Raw genomic sequence first — 18,893 nt, forward strand, 5'->3', positions numbered from 1 at the left:
CTTCATAAGCAGCACACAAAGTTGAGTTTATTCTAGCATGGCCAACTGTCATTAATAATATTCCTTTATATACCCATATGCCCGATCAAACAGAACTTGGTCTTTATGCAGTTGGTATTTGAGTAAGGCTTTGCGCAGTGATTTTTGTACGTCGCGTTCGCCGCCTGTGCTGTCTTGCCAGCCTGGGAAGCGTACAACGCGAACGATCGCGTCTATGTCGGTAACTATGCGTTCAACTACTGCTGGGGTCTGATCATTTTTTAATTCTAAAAATAAGTCTGTTAATGCGGCTTTTGGTGTTTTTTCTTTGAGCTCTGCATCTAAGTCTTTTTCAGCTTGAACGGTTTCTTTAGCTATTTTACAAAGCTCTTTAACGAAGTCGATGGAAGCGATCAAGCCTTTCTCTGCTTTATCACGTAACGCCTCTAATCGTTCACTGAGAGATTTAAATACAGGTAAATCACCACGATCTTGAAAGCGTTTTGCTAGCTCTTTTTCTAACTGTTTGGTTTTACGTGGATCGGGATTATTAAATATATTTTCTATTACATCAGCATCGAGTACAAACTCTTCTAGATTATGTACTTCGCCCACATGCACATTGTCATGGATTAATTGAGTTGTCTGAGCGCCAAGCGTCATCCACAATAATTTACCAATATTATCGGAAGCAGGTTTAACAGACTCATAGACCTGTGCAAGCCATTTATAGTCTTCGTTGTATTGGTCTAAAACACTATCGGGAGATAACGACTCCCAAAGCTTGGCTAAGTATTTAAAATCGAGTGCAAAGGCATCTTTCTTTTCGTTATCAGCTATCGCATTTTGAGCAGCTTCTAACCCTTCAAAACCAACGACAGTTCTATCTAAACCAAGAAAATGCGCTAACGCATCAGTCATAGCTTGTGGCAGTTTTTCACGCAGTTCACTCAGGTTGGAGATAACTTGTTGTACGCTTTCTTCATCAAACTCTAGTGCTTTTGCGGCATCGTCAAATACACCAAAGTAATCAACAATACAGCCAAAGGTTTTATTTGGATATAAACGGTTTGTACGACATATTGCCTGTAATAAGGTGTGGTCTTTAATCGACTTATCTAAATACATGGTTTGGCATATAGGTGCATCAAACCCGGTTAACAGCTTGGCAGTAACAATTAAAAACTTTAAGTCAGATTTTGCATCGTTAAATTCATCCACCAGCTTTTCTTGTTGGCTTTTATCAACGCCCCACTTTTGCTTAAACTCAAAGTCATCATTTGCTGTGGTTGAAATAACCACCTTGCTGGCGCTTTCTGGAAAATGTTTATCAAGTTCTTCTTTGTATTGCACACAAGCATGTCTGTCTGGCGTTACTATCATCGCCTTAAAACCATGAGGTTCAACTTTATCCATAAAGTGAATAGCGATGTCTTCTACAATTTTTCCAACCCGTTCAGGCGCTTTTAAAAAGGCGGCCATTTTTGCAGACTTTTGATTTAGCGCATCGGCTTCTTCATCACTCAAGGCAGCACTTTCTTTGAATTCGGCAAAGGCTTTATCCAGTGCTGCTTTATCTACATGCACATCCACTAAACGAGGCTCAAAGTGTAATGGTAACGTGGCTTCGTCTCGAATAGAATCATGGAAGGTATAACGCGACATATAGCCGCCTTTATCTTCTTCTGCACCAAATGCCCAAAAGGTATTTTTATCGGCTTTGTTAACGGGCGTACCGGTTAAACCAAACAAAAAGGCATTAGGTAAGGCTGCACGCATTTGTCGGCCTAAATCCCCTTCTTGGGTGCGATGCGCTTCATCGACTAATACAATGATGTTATCGCGCAGGTTCATGTTCGGTTTAGCATCGCGGAATTTGAAAATCGTTGAGATAATTATCTTACGGGTATCGCGCTCTAGCATTTGTTGTAATTCTTTAATGCTATCGGTTGATTCAACATTGGCGACATCGGCAGCATTAAAGGTGCCGCTAATTTGGGTATCTAAATCGGTTCTATCGACCAATACAATAACGGTTGGGCTTTTAAGCGCAGCAGCACGACGAAGCTTTTGTGCGGCAAACACCATTAATAACGATTTACCAGAGCCTTGAAAGTGCCAAATTAAGCCTTTTTTGATTTTTCCTTCAATCACTCGCTGAACAATTTTATTCGCGCCTTCATATTGCTGAAAACGTGGGATTACTTTAATGCGCTGCTTCTTTTTATTGGTGGTAAACAATGAAAAGTTACGCATTATATCGAGCAGGCGTTCAGGGCTTAATAAATCGGTTAGCTCCGCGCCTACACCCGAAAGGCCAACAGCCCGGCTTAGCTGTGCATCTTCAACACGCCACGGGGCCCAAAACTCTAATGGGCAACGTATTGCACCATAAAACAATTCTTTGCCTTCAGTGGCAAATGATAAAATATTAGGTACAAACAATTGAGGTACGGCGTTTTCGTAGATGCTGTGCACTTCATGGGCACCATCTAACCAGGTTACTGATGGGCGAATAGGTGTTTTCGCTTCACCCACCACTACTGGAATACCATTAATCATTAATACCACATCAGGTATTTTGGTTTCTCGGTGATGAATACGGAATTGGTTAGTGACCACATAATCGTTACGGGTTAAGTCGTCAAAATCGATTAGGTTTACGGGTACATGGCGATTATTTTCGCCAAACGGCATAGTTTTTTCGCCTGTCATCCAAGCGAAAAACTCTTCATTGGCTTTAACCAAACCGACTTGATTAACCGATATTAAAATAGCACGGAGTTTATGTATTACTTCATCAGCCAAATTTGGGTTAGCTTCAATCTCAGGGTTAAGGCGAATTAATGCCTTAACTAATACAGATTCAACTAATACCTCGTTAACACCTCGACCTAATTGCTCTGGCGACTGGAATTGCCATTGAATTCCAAACGTTTTTTGTGGCTCTGAAACTTGATTCTTATCATGAGAGACGTTTAAATTAACGCCCGTCATTTGATGGATGATGTAGTGTTCCACACTATTTAATTCGGTAAATCCCATACCTAAAACACCTGTTTTATAATTGTTTTCATAAGGCTCTTTGAATGAAAGTAATTTTCTTGAGCCATTTTCATGCTTGATACAATATCTTTTAAAGTTGTTGTTATTTTCTCTCGCTCGCTACCAGTTGGCACTGGAATAGTTACTTCTTTTAGTAGTGCAGACCTTATACCAGACACAGTAGTTCCCGATGAACGAGCTAATATTCTCTGCTTTACTATTGGGTTATTAAGTGCGAAAAATAAAAATTCACCTGAAATATCTTCGTAAGGCTGTAAGCATATTGCTCTTTGAGCCAAAGCGAACTTTTCATCTAAATCGATAATCGCGGTATTACCTAAAGGGGCTTCCGTTGTGAATAGGACATCTCCTTTATTTGGGATGCCTCTTCTCATCCAGGGAGTATAATCATCTTCTGCAATAAACTCTTCTGGCTCTTTATCTATCCAGCCATCACGTATATTTTTGGCAGTTATCAGCCGAATTCCCTCTTTAGTTTTATTTGGCGTTTTTCCTCTATAGTCTATAAATTTGGCAATATCTTGTAGTTTTGTTTCTTTCCAATTCTTTGGTAATTTTGCACCACTGCTGGTGATATGGCGTCCGTTTAAAAGTTCATACATTTTAGCTAGGTAAAAATTTTGAAGTTTTTCAGCTACATTGTTCTCATTCTTTATAACATCCATCATACTTATTAGCAGCGGTGCTAGTTGTTTTTGTACTTGAAGTGATGGTAATGAAAACTCAAAATTCTCCAGATCTTTAAATTTAACCCTTGGAGATAGCCCTCCTGCGGAATGTTGCACTGCGTGGTCGAAAAACTCATCATTACTTACAATAAAAGGCAGAAGTTCTGGCAGAAGAACATCATCTTTTGCTCTCATAACAGTAATATCACCTGAGCATATCCCACCAAATATCGCTTTAGCCGCTTTTTTTAAATAAGCTCGGCGTCGACCAAATAACACATCACCTTTACTAAACTTCTTTGTGAATGTTGTACTTTCTTCAATACTTGCTGAACGGCGTAAATCCATATCTTCACTGTCAATATGCTCTAAACCAACAACATGCTCGATGCCTTCAGAAACAAGATCTTTAACAGACTCTTTTGGCTCAAACACCACATCGCCAAATTTAACCTTCTTCCAGTCTGATTTATCAATAGAGAAGTTTTTAATAGCTTCCATGTCTAACATTACACTAGCTCCTTAAATAAATTTTCCATTGATTGTTTTAGGTTATCTGATGACTGTTGCCATTCTTGATACGCCGTTGCAAAATAAACTTCTTCGCGACTTACTAAAGAGTCAGGGCGGATATAGAGGTTAATTGCCATATTTGCTTTTTTATCTAACACCTCTTGTTTATTAACTAGAACTGCAAAGTTTTCTTCACTTTCAAACTTACTGTAAGTATTAAATATTTTGTCGATATGAACTTGATCTAAATAACCTATGTTTTTATCTTGCCTTACTTCTTTTACGGCGTTGATAAACAAGATTTTATCTTTTTTACTTTTTTCTTTGTTTGTTTTAGTAATTAACAAACAGGCTTCCATTGGCGAGTTATAGAAAAGGTTAGGCCCAAGACCAATGACACATTCTACTTGGTCTTGCTCGGTCATTTTTCTTCGCATTGCAGCTTCAGAATCACGGAACAAAATGCCATGAGGCCATAATGAAATTGAACGGCCATTACCTAAATCAAGACTCTTCTGAATATGTTGCTGAAAGGCATAGTCGGCACAACCTTGCGGTGGCGTGCCCCACAGGTTACGGCCATGAGGATCACTTTCAAAGGCTTTACGATCCCATGATTTTATTGAATATGGCGGGTTAGCAAGGATCACGTTGAATTTTTTCAGTTCGTCATTTTCAAGCAAGCCTGGATTACTTAAGGTATTACCACGGACAATATCGAACTCTTCAATGCCATGCATAAACATGTTCATACGGGCAATGGCTGAGGTTAATAGGTTAATTTCTTGGCCATATAATTTAAGAGTGCGGTATTCTTTGCCTTCATCTTTAAGGTGCAAGGCACAGTTAAGTAATAGCCCTCCTGAGCCACAGGTAGGGTCGTACACTGACTCACCCGGTTGCGGGTCCATGATCATGGTCATGAGTTTTACTACGGTACGGTTGGTATAAAACTCTGCTGCGGTATGGCCGCTGTCATCAGCAAATTCTTTAATAAGATATTCGTAAGCGTTACCTAGCTTGTCGTCAGGTACATTTTTTAAATTAAGCTTTTGTTGTGAATAATGCTCAATCAGGTCGATAAGCATACCGTCAGAAAGGCGTTCTTTATTAGTCCAACTAGCATCACCAAAAATACCTTCTAAAGTATCAGGATTAGCCTTTTCTATTTCACGCATCGCACTTTGCAATGCTTGACCAATATTAGTGGTAGTTTCACGTACATCATTCCAGTGTGCACCTTTAGGGATTATGAAGTTATGGTTTTCAGCAAAGGCTGCATAATCTAAATCACCATCACTTTCCGCTAAGGCATTTTCAAACTCTTCATCGTAAACATCAGATATACGCTTAAAGAACATTAATGGGAATATGTACTGTTTGTAATCACCAGCATCTATGGTGCCTCGGAGGATTACAGCAGCTTCCCATAAGTATTTTTCTAGAGCTTTTTGATCAAAAAAAGGTTGGGTCATCATGCTGAGGTTGCCTCAGTTACTTTTATATCTGCGTGTTGAGGAGCTACATTAAACTCTTCACTTAACTTTTTCTTTAATAAGAGCCGTCTAGATTGAAAAAATTGTTCGAAATCAGATAACTCTAATGATTGCTGGTCTGCTACATAGTTTCGTTGACGGAAGTACGCTTCATCAGTAGGATTTTTAGCTACCCATTTTATCAAAGGAGTGGCTTGCTTAACGGTATTCTCTGTTCCCTCTAGCAGTTGTAAGTTTGGTAGCTGGTCTCTCATACTTTGCCATTGATTAATGCTGTCTTGATCTAAACCTAAGTCAGTTAGGCGTTCTGTATTAAAACGGCTATGGGGATGCATATGATCTTGATGAAAACTAATTTGGTCTAATTTTAAATCGGGATATAAAACGGAAAGCAATAGGAAGCAGAACGCCCCTTTTTTAAGGTCTAAAAAGTCTTCAATATCATCACTGTCGATTGTAAGTTTTTTACCACCTGATAGTTTAGTGTTTTTGAATTGTTCAAAGTTAAAGCTACTATTTTTCAGTGGAAAGTTTTCCAAGCTTTTATTCCTCAACCCCTCTCTTAAGCCGCTCAAAGCAGAATCCGCTTGGCCACTGTAAACCTGCTTTAGTAGACTGTGAATGATCAGTTTTCGTAACTCTACTTTCGATTTATTATTTACTTCACCTTTTTTATAGAGATAGTACGCCATAGGAGTTGCCGCATAATTAGATGACAGCCTGACTTTATTAAAACCAAACTCTCTAAGCGTTTGTGATGCTTGGATAAGTGCTTTCGATATATCAGCCCAATTATCACGAATTTTAGTGATATTAGCTCGGTCAAAGGTCTGTACTTTAAAGCTCATTGGAGCATCAATTAAAAACAAACAGGTACGCATTAAGAAGTCTGTATTAAAATTAAATAGTCCATCTTCGCCATTCATATCTTCAATAAGCTTTTCAATATGCTCTCGACCATCTTCCCAGTGCGCAACTAACGTAGAAAATAATAAATCCGATTTTGATAGAATGGTTCCTCCGCTATTAACACGAACGAAGATATCGAGAATATCATCTAAGTCTTTATCAATAATTTTAAAATAGTTAATGATTTCATCTTGGTTTAACTTTTTAGCTAAAAGAAATAACTTCTTCCTAGCGATCCGGCCATGTTTACTTAACAACTCTTTATTTTGAGGGGTTTGTGCATGCAGTTTTTCTAAAATATCTTGAGGATCTACATCTTTTTCTTCTTTAAGAATATCTCTTACAAGATAGAAGTAATTTTCATCACTTTTATTTGTGGCATCTGTTTTTGTAAGAAACTTGAACTCATATTCTTTTTCTTCACCAAATATATTTAGGTATAACTGCCTTTCAGGGTAAGCATTAGTTGTGGTTTTTTTTGCATATTTTCGTTTAGTACAAAATACCCCTTGAAGTGCTATATACATAGAGCTAATTCGTTGCTGGCCGTCTAAAACTCCACGCACTTCTTGAGTAAAATCCTTACGTACAAGTTCGTTTTTTGAATCTCGTTGATGATAGTTTTTAAGGAATTCATAGAAAGTATATTTATCTGCTTTTGCAGCAGGTAAATCCCAAAACAAAAAGGTGCCTATGGGATAATCGCGCATAATCGAATCGAATAGATTACAGATTTTTTCTTCACCCCAAACAAACTTACGCTGTATGGCGGGAAGGTAATATTTATTATCACTGATATCGGTTACTAACTGCTTAATTGATAGCTTTGAGTACGCCATTATAAAAATCCTTTTAAAACTTGTTTAAACTTCTCTTCGGCTTCAAGGCTTGCTTGCCATGCTTGTTTTAAATCTGCCATAGCTTCTTCTACTGATGGCAGATTATCTTCAATTATTTTTTCAACGTAGAGTGGTATGTTTAAGTTAAAGTCGTTTTCTTCTAAATCAGCTTTAGAGGCGACCTTTACGTAGTTTTCTACATCTTGATAGTTTTGATACCAGTCGTAAATTTGTTGAACGTGGTTTGGTTCTAGGAAGTTTTGAGCTCTGCCTACTCGAATTTGATCCGAGGCATCAATAAACAATACTTTGCCTTTTTTATCGGCTGGTTTATTTTGCTTAAATACCATCACACAGGCTGCTAATTGCGTACCGTAGAATACATTGGGCCCTAAACCGATAACGGCTTCTAGCATATCTTGCTCTAGTAGTTGCTTACGTATTTTACCCTCGGCTGCTTTTCTGAATAATGCGCCATGAGGTAGTACGACTGTCATACGGCCAGTGCTGTTCATGGACTTAACCATGTGTTGCACCCATGCCATATCACCATTACCTTTTGGCGGTACGCCAGCAATGTTACGTCCGTATGGATCATTGGCCCAATTTTCAGCGCCCCAATCTTTTAATGAGAACGGTGGGTTGGCAATGACACAATCGAACGTTTTAAGACCGTCGGCTTCAAAAAAAACTGGGTTACGCAGTGTATCGCCACGCAAAATTTCAAAGTCTTCGATGCCATGTAAGAACATGTTCATACGAGCGATTGAACTTGATGTTAGGTTTTTCTCTTGGCCGTATAGTTTTAAAGTTCGGAAGTCTTCTTTATTGTGTTTTAGGTTATCAACGCACTCAAGCAACATACCGCCTGTGCCACAAGCTGGATCGTAAACTGTTTCGCCTTCGTGTGGGTCTAATATCATCCCAAGTAAATGCACAACTGAGCGGGGAGTATAGAATTCACCGGCTTTTTTATTGGTTAAATCGGCAAAGTGTTTGATTAGATATTCGTAGGCATTACCCAACATGTCAGGATCAACTTTTTGATTGCCTAATGTGTATTGAGAAAAGTGCTCGATAAGGTTAAGCAGTAATGCATCAGAAAGTTTATTTTTGTTGCTCCACTGTGCATCACCAAAAATTCCATATAGGAATTCTTGGTTAGCTTGCTCTATGCCACGTAAGGCGTTTTCAATTGCAGTACCTACATTGGTGGTGGTTTCACGAACATCTTGCCAGTGACAACCTTCAGGTATTTCAAAACGATGCATTTCTGGTAATGCTGCGTACTCTTCGTCACCGTCTGATTCTTCAAGTGCTACCCGGAATTCTTCGTCATAAACGTCTGAAATACGTTTAAAGAAAAGTAGTGGAAATATATAAACTTTGAAGTCGGATGCATCAACAGGACCTTTTAAGATCCATGCCGCTTTTGAGAGGTATTGTTCTAATTGAGAGAGCGTTATTTTATCTGTCATTTTTTATTATCTTCTATCCATGCTTCTAAATCTTCACGCTTAAAGCGCCATGAGCCACCTACTTTAAACCCAGGTAGCTTTCCTTCTCCTGCTAATCGGTAAGCAGTTTTTTCATTAAGCTTTAGGTATTCTGCAAGCTCTTGAATCGTTAGTATTTCTTCACTCATTATTTAATCTCTATCTGAGAACATAGCTAGAATATGAGAAAATTATGGAATGTACAACGCTAATAAACATTACTAACGTTTAAAAGGTTATTAAGCGTTCGTTTAAAAAACATTTAGATGGACAGTAACAATTGACACTGCTGCTTTGTTCATAAATAGTAATAAATCAGTATAATAAAAGACTTCCAAGTATTGGGGAAATCAAAGGAATGTATTGTGGGATACTATGAATCAGTTGAAAAAATCAAGCAAGAATACCCTAAACTTATTGACGAATTGGCAACCACATACAATTTGGAGCAATGGGGGCAAGTAGCAAAAGAAGTAGAAGATGCCGATAAAAAAATTCTCTTTGAATTGGCTGAGCGACTATGGATTAAGCGAATGGTTAATAACCAATCACTTCTAATGCATCCTGATGCCAAAGCTGAATTAGTTTCTCGTGATTTTAAGCTTTTGGCTAAACACCGTAAAATGGTTTGGGCAAACGTTTTGGTGAACCTTGAAGGTGCAGATAGCATAGAGCGCTTTAACCAAATAAAAGAAAAAATCATCAAAAAACATAGTAGTATTTGGTGGCGGGATGTCTACAATAAAGTAAAACCTACCTATGCAGTAAAAAAGAGATTAGAAGAGATTAACCTTGGCCCTTCGTTTTCTGTTGCTGCTGCTAACAGTTCGTTTTTTGGTGGTGTTGCATCTGAGTCACGAGATGATATTTTGAGAATGATACCAAATGAATAAAGGCTATCCTTTGTTAGAAAGGCTACTTCAAATATTAATAAGCCCATGTAAAACAAGGGCTTTATCTAGTACCAATGTGTTACACACAACACCTAATTACTTAGCTGTGTCTCTTCGGTTACTCTCCCCTACCGCGCTAATTTGTTACTATCCATACTTAATTTTTGAAGCCCATGATAGGGTTTATAAAGCTCTGTCCAAAAATGTGTATTCAAATCACCTGCAACAGTTTCAATTTTAAAAACATCGTTGGCCATCATTTCACGTAAATATCGTTCATGATTATTTTTGTTAAGCTTTTCAATTTGTAGTAAGGTCGCTAAAGTATCTTTGGCTATAAAGCCTCTTAGTCGACCATAACTTCTTTCATAACAAGCATCTAATGCTTTTTTGTAATAAACACTTGCAGTTTTAAAGTCATTTAAAGCTATGTAGTGTTTTGCTTTAGCTGCAAGAGTTGGGGCTTTCCACGTTTGAAACTCACAATGTTGCTCCATTTCCTCAAGTAAGTATTCAACTCTTTTTTGAGTTTCTTTAGGCCGTTTATTTTTAGGTATTTCGCTCCAATAATTAAGTTCCAGTTGTATAATTTCTGAGTCTTCGATTGTGCTAGTTGCTAGTTCTTTTAGCCGCTTTAGCCCAATGTTAAACGCTTTAGGATTGTTTGTTAAACTTTGAGTAACTTGCATTAAAACCGAATAATCATCTTCTTTTTGAAATGCTTTCCAGGGTGAACTATTTCGAATTTTATTTATCAATTTAACTATAGAATTATTTTCATTAACCCATAATTCTTGTTCTTTTATTATACCTTTATATAATTTTTCGGATACGTGAGGGCTTTCATCAAAAAGATCAATTAGTGGATCATCTGGCTTCATAATCTTAAATCGTTTTGTAAGGAGTTCTCCTAGAAGAGAGCCCGAGTGTTTACCAATGGATGGTGCTACAGATAGAAATAAGTTATTTTTATGTATGTAATGCAAGTTATTATCAAACCATTCATTTTCAGCTTTTTCTCCATGATTTAATTGATATGCTTCAATTGTTAAGTTATATATGTATTTGTAAATATGACAAAGTTGTAAAATTTTATTCTGTCCTAATTTAGGGTTTGTAAGTGATACACCTGGGCACAAATATTTAAGTAAACGCTTGTAACCATCTTGAACTGCTTTAGCTATATGCAGCCTCTGCCTAATAGATTTAAACGTTGGTTGTGCATATCTAATAGTCATTAAATCAATAAATCTTTGAACACTTTTTAAATCACTTTCGCCTGAAATAATCCTTTCAATTTCAACTGGGTTTCTGATTGGTATTTCATGGGATAAATCGTCTGAGGATAAATTTTTAAATTGAATAAATTTAGTAACAGTTTCTAGTTGGCTCCCAATTGAGGCTGTGCTGTCAACATATAAGCAACCTTTGAACTCTATGTCGCTGGAGTCCTGAAAAGTATTTTTAATAGTATCAAGTCGTGGAACCTTACCACTCTTCCAGTAGTATATATTTCGAATAAGTGTTTCAGGAGCTGAATTATTAAAATTTGAGTTTCTAATTTGGTCTAATGGGATACCAAGTAAATCGAGCAACCAAGTACACACTTGATCTACAGGCATAATAACACTAGAACGATCTTCTGTTTCCGTCGGTAAATACCAAAATTTCCCACCAGGCATGCCCTTGTCAGTTATATCATGTAAATTCCAGAACGCCATTCCTCGTGCAATATAAGAAATATATGAGTGACTAGTTAGCTGCCAGACAACTTGTTCTGGGTCTGCATTAAACGTCCAAGTATTAAGTTCAAGGTGTTTTTGATATCGTGAGAAATTTGAGATATAGGTGCTCAAATCTAGACGCGCTGACTTATCTTTATGAATTTCAAGTGCACGATAGATACCATCTAGAATTTCATCAAACTGTTCATAATACTTTTCCATAGGCCTTTTCATTTGAGCAAATGAAGCCTTTTGCTTACTTGTATAAGCTGGCAACTCCAGGCTTTGATGAACCTGTAAAAGGATTGATTCAATTGAGGGGATAGCGTTCATACGTTTCCTTATTTGTTAATTTCCCTAATTATTCCCTTCGGGAATTAACTCTACCATGAAATATCTTGTCCCTCCCCCAATAACAATTAAAAAAGAGGGGGGACAATCAGTTTCATGTTACAAACATCCCCTTGCATCTAGTATTCAAATTATCGAGGAATCGATAGGTCTAATCAGACCGACAAATAGGTCAACTATTTGAATAATTAATCCGGAATTTCAATTCCAATTAAAGAGGAATTTAACATGCCAAATACTGATGACATGTCAAACGATGAACTAGACCTTTGGTCTGATATTAACAACCCCAACAATGATGCTGATATGGATGACTGGTCTGATGGGCACAATCCTAATAATGATGATTATTTAGGGGATTAGAAGTAAATTGCGTTTACTTCTAAACATAAATATCTAAATACAATAAGGGCACTAAATAGATCCAAAGTGCCCTTTAATTATCACATAACTAAATGTTCATTTAAAAACATTTCAGACATATATCACTACTGTGCATAGGCCATTTATTAATTACAAGGAGGCTAATTATGCACAACAAATCTTACCCTAAATCCATTCAATTAAATGATGAACAGATACTTGAACGTGCTGTTGAAATACTTGCAGGACGTTTTGTCCGTGAAGACTGTTTTAACAATGTTGAGGTAACTAAAGAGTATGTAAGAGTTAAGCTTGGGCAATACGAACGGGAGGTTTTTGCTGTTTTATTACTTGATAATCAGCATCAACTTATTGAGTATCAGGAATTATTCTACGGCACTATAGATACCGCTAGTGTATATCCTAGAGAAGTTGTAAAAGCGGTGTTACAAAGCAATGCAGCCGCTATTATCTTTGCTCACAATCACCCTTCTGGTATTACTCTACCGTCCCAGTCAGATAAGGCTATAACCACCAAGTTAGTGGAGGCTTTAAAGCTAATAGATGTAAGAGTATTAGACCATTTTATTGTTGGTAAAGATGTCACGTCTTTTGCTGAACAAGGTCTTATTTAACCCACTCCACCAGCAACACTCGCAATCTAATTGCGGATCAACGTAGCTAAACAAGTCCAACTTACATCATTCATATAACTAACATAACTCATATAACTAGCAGAGATACCATCATGAACCTTCAATTTAATAAGGCTCAGGCTTTTGCCTTGCCTAATACTTTTTACAACGTATTAAATAACGAATATATCAATGCACCTCTTCCTGGCAAAGCTATCACTGCAATAACATTTAATTTCAGTGATCCAAACTACTCGGCTGAAACTGGAGGTTATCACCCTGTAGAAGTAAGGCTGAAGAAAGAGAATGATCAATGGAATATTGTTTATGTCACTGACTTTTCATATCAAGGAAGAACGTTCCCTGAACTAGTAAAAGAGATTGATATTTGTTTCATCACTAAACAAGTATTTAGTTTATTTGCTGGTGGCTCAGTCAGACAGCATGCAGGTAACTTGATTCAGCTATTTATTAATAACTTTATTGAGTATTACAAATCTGGCGTGTTTGACGTTCAAGTCACTTTTGAGTGAGCAATTCACTTCACCAAGCTCAGCTTTAAATGCGTAAATAACCCAGCTTCCCACAATGTCATTATGGGAAGTTGCCATCCCTTTGTTTATAAGGACTTGGGGTAGTTATTAGGTTTGAAGTTCCCATAACACTGTTTAATCACAAAAGAGGAAGCTGACATGCAAGAAGTTCATGCAGTGAAAAACTTAGATACCGTAAAGTTAATATCTCACTTACTTGAGAAACGCTTTAGTAAACAAATGGCCGATGTTTGGAATATCGGCCTTAACCTGGCATTAAGGATATCTGACTTATTATCCATTAAGTTTACGGATATTAAAGAAGACCGGTTGTTCATTACAGAATCTAAAACAGGCAAAACCGCCAGCATTAAATTAAACGTAAAGGCGTTAGATTTACTCATTCAAATCAAACAAGAGTTTCCCCACCATATTTACGTTTTCCAGTCTTACAGAAACCAACAAGCTAAGTCATCAATTAGCAGGCCCATTACTAGACGTGCCGTGTCACACGCATTTTCAGAAGTTGGTGTTGAAGTTGGTATTAGGCTGGGTACGCACTCCATGCGTAAAACACGTGGTTATCATTTATATCAAAGCACCAAAGACCTTGCCCGAGTAATGAAAATGCTCAGGCATGGCTCTGAAGCGGTAACGCTTAGATATATAGGGATCACTCAGGAAGATGTAGATAAAGACTTTGTTGAATTGGAAATTTAACGGAACCGTTAATCAAGGTGAGCATTATGAAATTAATTAGGTTAAGACACGTTATGCAAATGACAGGATTAGGACGCTCAAGCATTTATAACTACATGAAAGACCAAAGCTTCCCTAAACAAGTAAAGATTACATCAAACTTGTCAGCTTGGGTTGAAACTGAAATCAACGAATGGATACAAGACAAAGTTAACCAACGAGACAACTCCCCACACTTAACATCTTAAGTTAATGGGAAGTTGTTAATTAAAGAAACCAGTGAGTTTCTTTTTTGGTATTAAGTTCTAAAAGCACTTGCGTTCCTAAGTTATTTTTAAATGGAAGTGACTTTGTAGACTTTTAAATTAATAACATCTACTCAGATGGCAAAAATTCGATGAATATTAATCTACTAGATTGGAATCACCTTGGTCATAAAGGAGTCGAATTCAATGTACATTTAGCAATTTGGAGTTCAAATTTATGGTTTGGCCCTTTATTGATAATTATATTATTCGGACCAATATTTATCACAGAGTAATCTGATGGAATTTTTTTACATATACTAACAGAGTTAAAGTCAACATAATAAGAGAGTTTACGTATAAGGAAACTATCACTAGCGGATAAAACAGAACTACCAATAAACAAAACAATAGCTATCATAAAAATATTGAAATCATTAATTTTGGCGTTATCAGCCATTAGTTTTTTCAGTGAAATAATAATCAGGATTGTACTCAAAAAGAATATAACTCCTGAAATTAGTGTAATTAACACTAACCATCTTGTCATTGGCAATAAATTAGGATTCACTCCTATAAACACTTGATTAATCTTGCCATTTATAAGAACGTTGGCTATGTAAAGCAGAATAGATATGATGAAAGTGCTAAATATTATATTTGTCCAGCTCGTTCCAAAAATATTATTATAAATCGAATCGAACGCCCCTTTGCTATAACTGTAAAAACAAAGTCCAACACTCGGAAATAGCAACCATGTAATTGAAGGATAAAAAGGTGCTATAACCATTGCCCCACCGGCCATAAAAGCGCCTAACAACCCCACTTTTTCTAAGTTAGATACTTTATCAATTTCATTTCTATAATGATAAATTAGAAAAGCACATGAAAAGCTGAAGGTAAATAAAATAAATATTGAACTCAAAGTTGAAGTGTATGGTAGTGCTTCCTCAAAAAATATAAATTTCCAGCCCCAATCTTTAGACGTACGCCCAATAAAGTAAGCAAGTGGACCTATAGCTAAGAAAATAAGAGCTAATACTCCAAAAACTTTCCTTTTATTCATCGACATTTCCTCGTAAATTTTGTACTGAAAATTCTACCTGAGTGATTGAATCACTAAGCCAAATTATCAACTTAGCTACAATTAAAAACTACAGCATTAATTTAAATTGCTTTAACTTTGACACAAAACTTGGGAGCTTCTGTCTTTGCAAACAAGCTAAGAATTCATCTTGCTCCATTGGTGGGGTTTTCAATGAACGCCTTTGCTGTTGGGCTGCTTTAACGCAAGCGCTGCTATCCAATTCAAACATATCGCATAAGAATTCTTCTGGGTGTATTGCTGACAGCCCAGCGCTTCCATCGTCTGTATAGGGAAGTCTTTTAAGTTAAACGTGATGATAGACTCTGCTTGTCCTTTTATTGCAGCAGCTACCACATGTCTATCATCTTTATCTGGTAAGTTAATCCCTTCGATTAACGATTCATAACCTTCTACCAGACAATCTGGAACATAGGCATTCATAAGTGCTTTAGTTCTTTGCAACTTAGTAGGATCTACATCTGGATTATTTTTCAGAAGATTACGAGTCCATTCATCATGAATTTGATCAGTCCACCGAGCTCTAAACAAACCAGTATTTGCCAGGTACATTAGGTAACTACGAAGTGGCGCGGGGTACATCACGCAAGCATCTAAAATTACCGTGTATGATGACATTAATATCCCATACCCATTTCTTGATCTAATTCAGATAACTCAGCAAGTGAAGCTAAGCGTTGTTCTTCCAAATTGTTTTTGTATTCCATGAGGTCAGCAAAAGCAACTTTCCGTCTATTACCTGTACGGCTAAATGGAATTTCTTGAGAATCTAATAGCTTAATAAATGTAGGGCGAGACATATTTAACATGTCGGCCCCCTCTTGCGTTGTTAGCTCCGCATGAATAGGTGTAATGCTCACTGAGTTTCCTTGCCCTAGCTGGGTAAGCATCTCAATCATCATGTTTAATGCGCTTGCAGGAATTGTTACTTCATGAGTTTTACCTGACTTATCAACAACATTTATTTTCTGGGCTTCGCCATTAGTTTGAATAACCGCTGATAGCTCTTGGCTACCAAGCTTAGCCAGTGCAATTTCTTCAGCGCTTGGCAATTTTGTAGCTGTGTTCATATCCCTCTCTCTTTTTCACTGTTGTGAATAATACCCTTCTATTATATTCGAAATATTCGAAATAACAATAATGGTAATTAAATCGATAATCTCCCACGTGTCAGTTGACCACTTAACAACGACACTGAAGTGAAAATTATTCATATGAATTAGGAGTTTGAAATGTTAATTTTAGTTTTATTATATTTAATCGTTTGTTTAATTGTTGGCTTTAAAGCGCTAGCCCATGCCTCAGCGACTTTGGTAGATAAAGAAGATGTTCGTTGCTGAAAGTCACCTAAAATCCAATAGCAGTCCCTATTAAAAAACAAAATATTGAGTAATTATACTCGAACAATCTGTATCCAATTTGGATTACACAAATACCAAAGTGTAATCTTAACTGGATACACAATCACACTTATGCATTTAAATAAGATTACAAAGTAAGCCACATAAGTTAACTATAATTGACTTATAGATACAAAGCATAGATTTAAACACCAAAAGTAAACTATTATTGACTTTTGCTTATTCCACAACTAAATTAACTACAAAAGTAAATTATAGTTAACTTATATGAATCCAAAATCAACCAAGCAAACATTAGGTCGTGTAGTAAAAAGTACTGAAATGCCGGACTTAGCTCGTGATTTTTCCCCTGCGCAATTAGCAAAAGCGATTAATGCCAAACGCACTGGCATGAAACTTACATTGGTTGATGTTGCCGCGGCTTTATCTATTTCTAAACCAACTTTGGTGAAAATAGAAAAAGGCGATACTAATGTTAAGTTAAGCAATATTCTTAAAGTGATGGAATACTTAGGTTTGTCATTCAGTATTATCTCTGACAAGCCGTCAACAACTCATACTGGAGAGATCAGCGATGACGAATGGTATTAGTTCAACCAAGCAAAATACCAATACGTTAAATGTATATATTGGCGGCCAAAAGAAAGTGGCTACCATTACACTCCCTGTTGGTTCGGAAACTGAAATATCCCTTACCTATGAGCCAAGTTGGATAACTGAGGGCTTTGCTATTTCACCTCACTTGCCATTAACGGGTGACTTTGAGCATAGAGCTGCTCTCAACTTCTTACAAAACTTATTACCGGAAGGTAAAGGGCTTGAAGAACTCACTAGCAACACAACTATTTCTAAAAACAATACGTTTGGTTTGATCAAAGCAATAGGTGCAGAAACATCTGGCGCATTATCATTTAAAACAGAAGTGACCAATACAGATTCAGGCTCCGTAGTCAGCTCTTTTCGTGAAGTCACAGAACAAGAATTACACAATAAATTAACACGCTTTAAAAACCATGGTGAGTCCATTACCTTTTGGGATGGTAAAACCCGTATTTCAGTCGCGGGAGTGCAAGACAAACTCAACTTACTGGAAATTAATGGCAAGCTGGGTTTTGGTGAAGGCGATTTATGTTCAAATAAAATCGTAAAGTTTGAAACAGGTAAAGCCCCTTTCATTGCAGTAAACGAACTATTCACTATGCTACTTGCTGGACAAGCTGATTTGTCTGTACCAAGTGTTGAGCTAAGACGTTATGGCGAAGTTAGAGCCTATGTGATTGACCGTTTTGATAGACGACTATCACCAGATCAAAGCAAAGTATTCCGCCGTCATGTCATAGATGGCTGTCAAGCAACTAACTTACCACCATCATACAAATATGAACGCCAATACGGTGATGAAGGCGACGGTATCTATATAAGAGACGGCGTATCTTTCACTAAATTGTTCGTAATTAACACAGTCAACAACGAGGCTTATCATAGCCAACTTATAAGATGGATGACATTTAATATTCTAGTGAAAAATTATGATGCTCATGGCAAAAACATTAGTTTCTTTGTTGGAAAACAAGGATTGGAACTCACACCGTTTTATGACCTAGTTAATGTAGAAGCCATCATTAGAGAAATTAAGCAACAGCAAGTTGATGAAACACAAGGCCGAGCAAACAGTATTTCACAATACTATGCAATGTCCATTGGCAACTACGAAAGTGGCAGCGCTGGTAATTTTAACAACCCAATCACCGCATTTATGTTAGCTGACTTCGCCAATGAATTTGGTATTTCACTCCCACGATTACAGTTAGTTATGGGGCAAACCATAACCTCTGTAATAAACGCGTTAGAAATTGCAAAACAACAAGCGCAGCAACAAGATTTGTCAGACAGTGAAATTCAGCATATCGATTTATGTACAAACATAATCAAAGAAGCCGCGGTAGAATTAAGGCAAGAAATTGAACAACTGCCTGCCATGGGCGATTTGCTTTAGCGGCAAAGTTTTATTGATCCAA

General features: G+C 37.1%; 19 protein-coding genes. 8 read left to right on the forward strand and 11 right to left on the reverse strand.

The window, feature by feature from the left end; genetic code table 11:
* Positions 1–51: 51 nt before the first annotated feature.
* Genes Q0940_RS05365 through Q0940_RS05390 form a run of 6 tightly spaced genes read right to left on the reverse strand, consistent with a single transcriptional unit; the run spans position 52 to position 9,115 of the window.
* Positions 52–3,024, reverse strand: coding sequence for an HsdR family type I site-specific deoxyribonuclease (locus Q0940_RS05365; protein WP_299265163.1), 2,973 nt, complete (start codon positions 3,022–3,024; stop codon positions 52–54).
* Positions 3,025–3,026: 2 nt separating this feature from the next.
* Entirely contained in the window at positions 3,027–4,223 is a 1,197-nt protein-coding gene (locus tag Q0940_RS05370; RefSeq protein WP_299265164.1) for a restriction endonuclease subunit S, read from the reverse strand.
* Positions 4,223–5,704, reverse strand: a complete 1,482-nt coding sequence (locus Q0940_RS05375; protein ID WP_299265166.1) for a class I SAM-dependent DNA methyltransferase — start codon at positions 5,702–5,704, stop codon at positions 4,223–4,225. The genes Q0940_RS05370 and Q0940_RS05375 overlap by 1 nt, the downstream gene beginning before the upstream one ends.
* On the reverse strand, positions 5,701–7,470 hold the full coding sequence (locus tag Q0940_RS05380) for a DUF262 domain-containing protein (RefSeq protein WP_299265168.1): 1,770 nt from the start codon (positions 7,468–7,470) through the stop codon (positions 5,701–5,703). The genes Q0940_RS05375 and Q0940_RS05380 overlap by 4 nt, the downstream gene beginning before the upstream one ends.
* Positions 7,470–8,948, reverse strand: coding sequence for a class I SAM-dependent DNA methyltransferase (locus Q0940_RS05385; protein ID WP_299265171.1), 1,479 nt, complete (start codon positions 8,946–8,948; stop codon positions 7,470–7,472). Before Q0940_RS05385 ends, Q0940_RS05380 begins: the two co-directional genes overlap by 1 nt.
* Entirely contained in the window at positions 8,945–9,115 is a 171-nt protein-coding gene (locus Q0940_RS05390) for a helix-turn-helix domain-containing protein (RefSeq protein ID WP_299265174.1), read from the reverse strand. Before Q0940_RS05390 ends, Q0940_RS05385 begins: the two co-directional genes overlap by 4 nt.
* A gap of 216 nt (positions 9,116–9,331) precedes the next feature.
* Between Q0940_RS05390 and Q0940_RS05395 the strand changes: the two genes are divergently transcribed.
* Positions 9,332–9,859, forward strand: a complete 528-nt coding sequence (locus Q0940_RS05395) for a hypothetical protein (protein ID WP_299265177.1) — start codon at positions 9,332–9,334, stop codon at positions 9,857–9,859.
* 128 nt (positions 9,860–9,987) lie between these two features.
* Here the strand turns inward: Q0940_RS05395 and Q0940_RS05400 are convergent, their stop codons facing one another.
* A complete protein-coding gene (locus Q0940_RS05400; protein ID WP_299265180.1) occupies positions 9,988–11,916 on the reverse strand; it encodes a hypothetical protein in 1,929 nt (642 codons plus the stop codon).
* 246 nt (positions 11,917–12,162) lie between these two features.
* Between Q0940_RS05400 and Q0940_RS05405 the strand changes: the two genes are divergently transcribed.
* From Q0940_RS05405 to Q0940_RS05425, 5 genes are all read left to right on the forward strand, one after another.
* Positions 12,163–12,297 (forward strand): hypothetical protein, encoded by a 135-nt coding sequence (locus tag Q0940_RS05405; RefSeq protein ID WP_299265183.1) that lies wholly within the window; start codon positions 12,163–12,165, stop codon positions 12,295–12,297.
* A gap of 167 nt (positions 12,298–12,464) precedes the next feature.
* On the forward strand, positions 12,465–12,932 hold the full coding sequence (radC, locus tag Q0940_RS05410; protein ID WP_299265186.1) for a DNA repair protein RadC: 468 nt from the start codon (positions 12,465–12,467) through the stop codon (positions 12,930–12,932).
* Between the two features lie 113 nt (positions 12,933–13,045).
* Entirely contained in the window at positions 13,046–13,465 is a 420-nt protein-coding gene (locus Q0940_RS05415) for a DUF2787 domain-containing protein (protein ID WP_299265189.1), read from the forward strand.
* Between the two features lie 159 nt (positions 13,466–13,624).
* Complete coding sequence (locus tag Q0940_RS05420; RefSeq protein ID WP_299265192.1) at positions 13,625–14,185, forward strand: tyrosine-type recombinase/integrase; 561 nt, start codon at positions 13,625–13,627, stop codon at positions 14,183–14,185.
* Positions 14,186–14,211: 26 nt separating this feature from the next.
* Complete coding sequence (locus Q0940_RS05425; protein ID WP_299265195.1) at positions 14,212–14,412, forward strand: AlpA family transcriptional regulator; 201 nt, start codon at positions 14,212–14,214, stop codon at positions 14,410–14,412.
* Positions 14,413–14,596: 184 nt separating this feature from the next.
* Here the strand turns inward: Q0940_RS05425 and Q0940_RS05430 are convergent, their stop codons facing one another.
* From Q0940_RS05430 to Q0940_RS17090, 4 genes are all read right to left on the reverse strand, one after another.
* Positions 14,597–15,475: a hypothetical protein gene (locus tag Q0940_RS05430; RefSeq protein WP_299265198.1), complete on the reverse strand. Its 879-nt coding sequence runs from the start codon at positions 15,473–15,475 to the stop codon at positions 14,597–14,599.
* A gap of 189 nt (positions 15,476–15,664) precedes the next feature.
* Positions 15,665–16,132, reverse strand: coding sequence for a PIN domain-containing protein (locus Q0940_RS05435; protein WP_299265201.1), 468 nt, complete (start codon positions 16,130–16,132; stop codon positions 15,665–15,667).
* Positions 16,132–16,584 (reverse strand): helix-turn-helix domain-containing protein, encoded by a 453-nt coding sequence (locus Q0940_RS05440; RefSeq protein WP_299265204.1) that lies wholly within the window; start codon positions 16,582–16,584, stop codon positions 16,132–16,134. The genes Q0940_RS05435 and Q0940_RS05440 overlap by 1 nt, the downstream gene beginning before the upstream one ends.
* Positions 16,585–16,733: 149 nt before the next feature.
* Positions 16,734–16,895: an inovirus-type Gp2 protein gene (locus Q0940_RS17090; RefSeq protein WP_363323567.1), complete on the reverse strand. Its 162-nt coding sequence runs from the start codon at positions 16,893–16,895 to the stop codon at positions 16,734–16,736.
* 247 nt (positions 16,896–17,142) lie between these two features.
* Between Q0940_RS17090 and Q0940_RS05445 the strand changes: the two genes are divergently transcribed.
* A complete protein-coding gene (locus Q0940_RS05445) occupies positions 17,143–17,466 on the forward strand; it encodes a helix-turn-helix transcriptional regulator (RefSeq protein WP_299265207.1) in 324 nt (107 codons plus the stop codon).
* Positions 17,450–18,871 (forward strand): HipA domain-containing protein, encoded by a 1,422-nt coding sequence (locus Q0940_RS05450; protein ID WP_299265210.1) that lies wholly within the window; start codon positions 17,450–17,452, stop codon positions 18,869–18,871. Before Q0940_RS05445 ends, Q0940_RS05450 begins: the two co-directional genes overlap by 17 nt.
* The last annotated feature ends 22 nt before the right edge of the window (positions 18,872–18,893 follow it).

Source organism: uncultured Psychrosphaera sp. (assembly GCF_947500655.1).
GTDB lineage: Bacteria > Pseudomonadota > Gammaproteobacteria > Enterobacterales > Alteromonadaceae > Psychrosphaera.

Bases quoted from the DNA above. Each gene is read 5' to 3' on its own strand.
- Q0940_RS05385 (WP_299265171.1), bottom strand. From the start codon at position 8,948: ATGACAGATAAAATAACGCTCTCTCAATTAGAACAATACCTCTCAAAA.
- Q0940_RS05430 (WP_299265198.1), bottom strand. From the start codon at position 15,475: ATGAATAAAAGGAAAGTTTTTGGAGTATTAGCTCTTATTTTCTTAGCT.
- Q0940_RS05415 (WP_299265189.1), top strand. From the start codon at position 13,046: ATGAACCTTCAATTTAATAAGGCTCAGGCTTTTGCCTTGCCTAATACT.
- Q0940_RS05390 (WP_299265174.1), bottom strand. From the start codon at position 9,115: ATGAGTGAAGAAATACTAACGATTCAAGAGCTTGCAGAATACCTAAAG.
- Q0940_RS05375 (WP_299265166.1), bottom strand. From the start codon at position 5,704: ATGATGACCCAACCTTTTTTTGATCAAAAAGCTCTAGAAAAATACTTA.
- Q0940_RS05405 (WP_299265183.1), top strand. From the start codon at position 12,163: ATGCCAAATACTGATGACATGTCAAACGATGAACTAGACCTTTGGTCT.
- Q0940_RS05420 (WP_299265192.1), top strand. From the start codon at position 13,625: ATGCAAGAAGTTCATGCAGTGAAAAACTTAGATACCGTAAAGTTAATA.
- Q0940_RS05365 (WP_299265163.1), bottom strand. From the start codon at position 3,024: ATGGGATTTACCGAATTAAATAGTGTGGAACACTACATCATCCATCAA.
- Q0940_RS05440 (WP_299265204.1), bottom strand. From the start codon at position 16,584: ATGAACACAGCTACAAAATTGCCAAGCGCTGAAGAAATTGCACTGGCT.
- radC (WP_299265186.1), top strand. From the start codon at position 12,465: ATGCACAACAAATCTTACCCTAAATCCATTCAATTAAATGATGAACAG.
- Q0940_RS05435 (WP_299265201.1), bottom strand. From the start codon at position 16,132: ATGTCATCATACACGGTAATTTTAGATGCTTGCGTGATGTACCCCGCG.
- Q0940_RS05445 (WP_299265207.1), top strand. From the start codon at position 17,143: ATGAATCCAAAATCAACCAAGCAAACATTAGGTCGTGTAGTAAAAAGT.
- Q0940_RS05370 (WP_299265164.1), bottom strand. From the start codon at position 4,223: ATGTTAGACATGGAAGCTATTAAAAACTTCTCTATTGATAAATCAGAC.
- Q0940_RS05380 (WP_299265168.1), bottom strand. From the start codon at position 7,470: ATGGCGTACTCAAAGCTATCAATTAAGCAGTTAGTAACCGATATCAGT.
- Q0940_RS05450 (WP_299265210.1), top strand. From the start codon at position 17,450: ATGACGAATGGTATTAGTTCAACCAAGCAAAATACCAATACGTTAAAT.
- Q0940_RS05425 (WP_299265195.1), top strand. From the start codon at position 14,212: ATGAAATTAATTAGGTTAAGACACGTTATGCAAATGACAGGATTAGGA.
- Q0940_RS05400 (WP_299265180.1), bottom strand. From the start codon at position 11,916: ATGAACGCTATCCCCTCAATTGAATCAATCCTTTTACAGGTTCATCAA.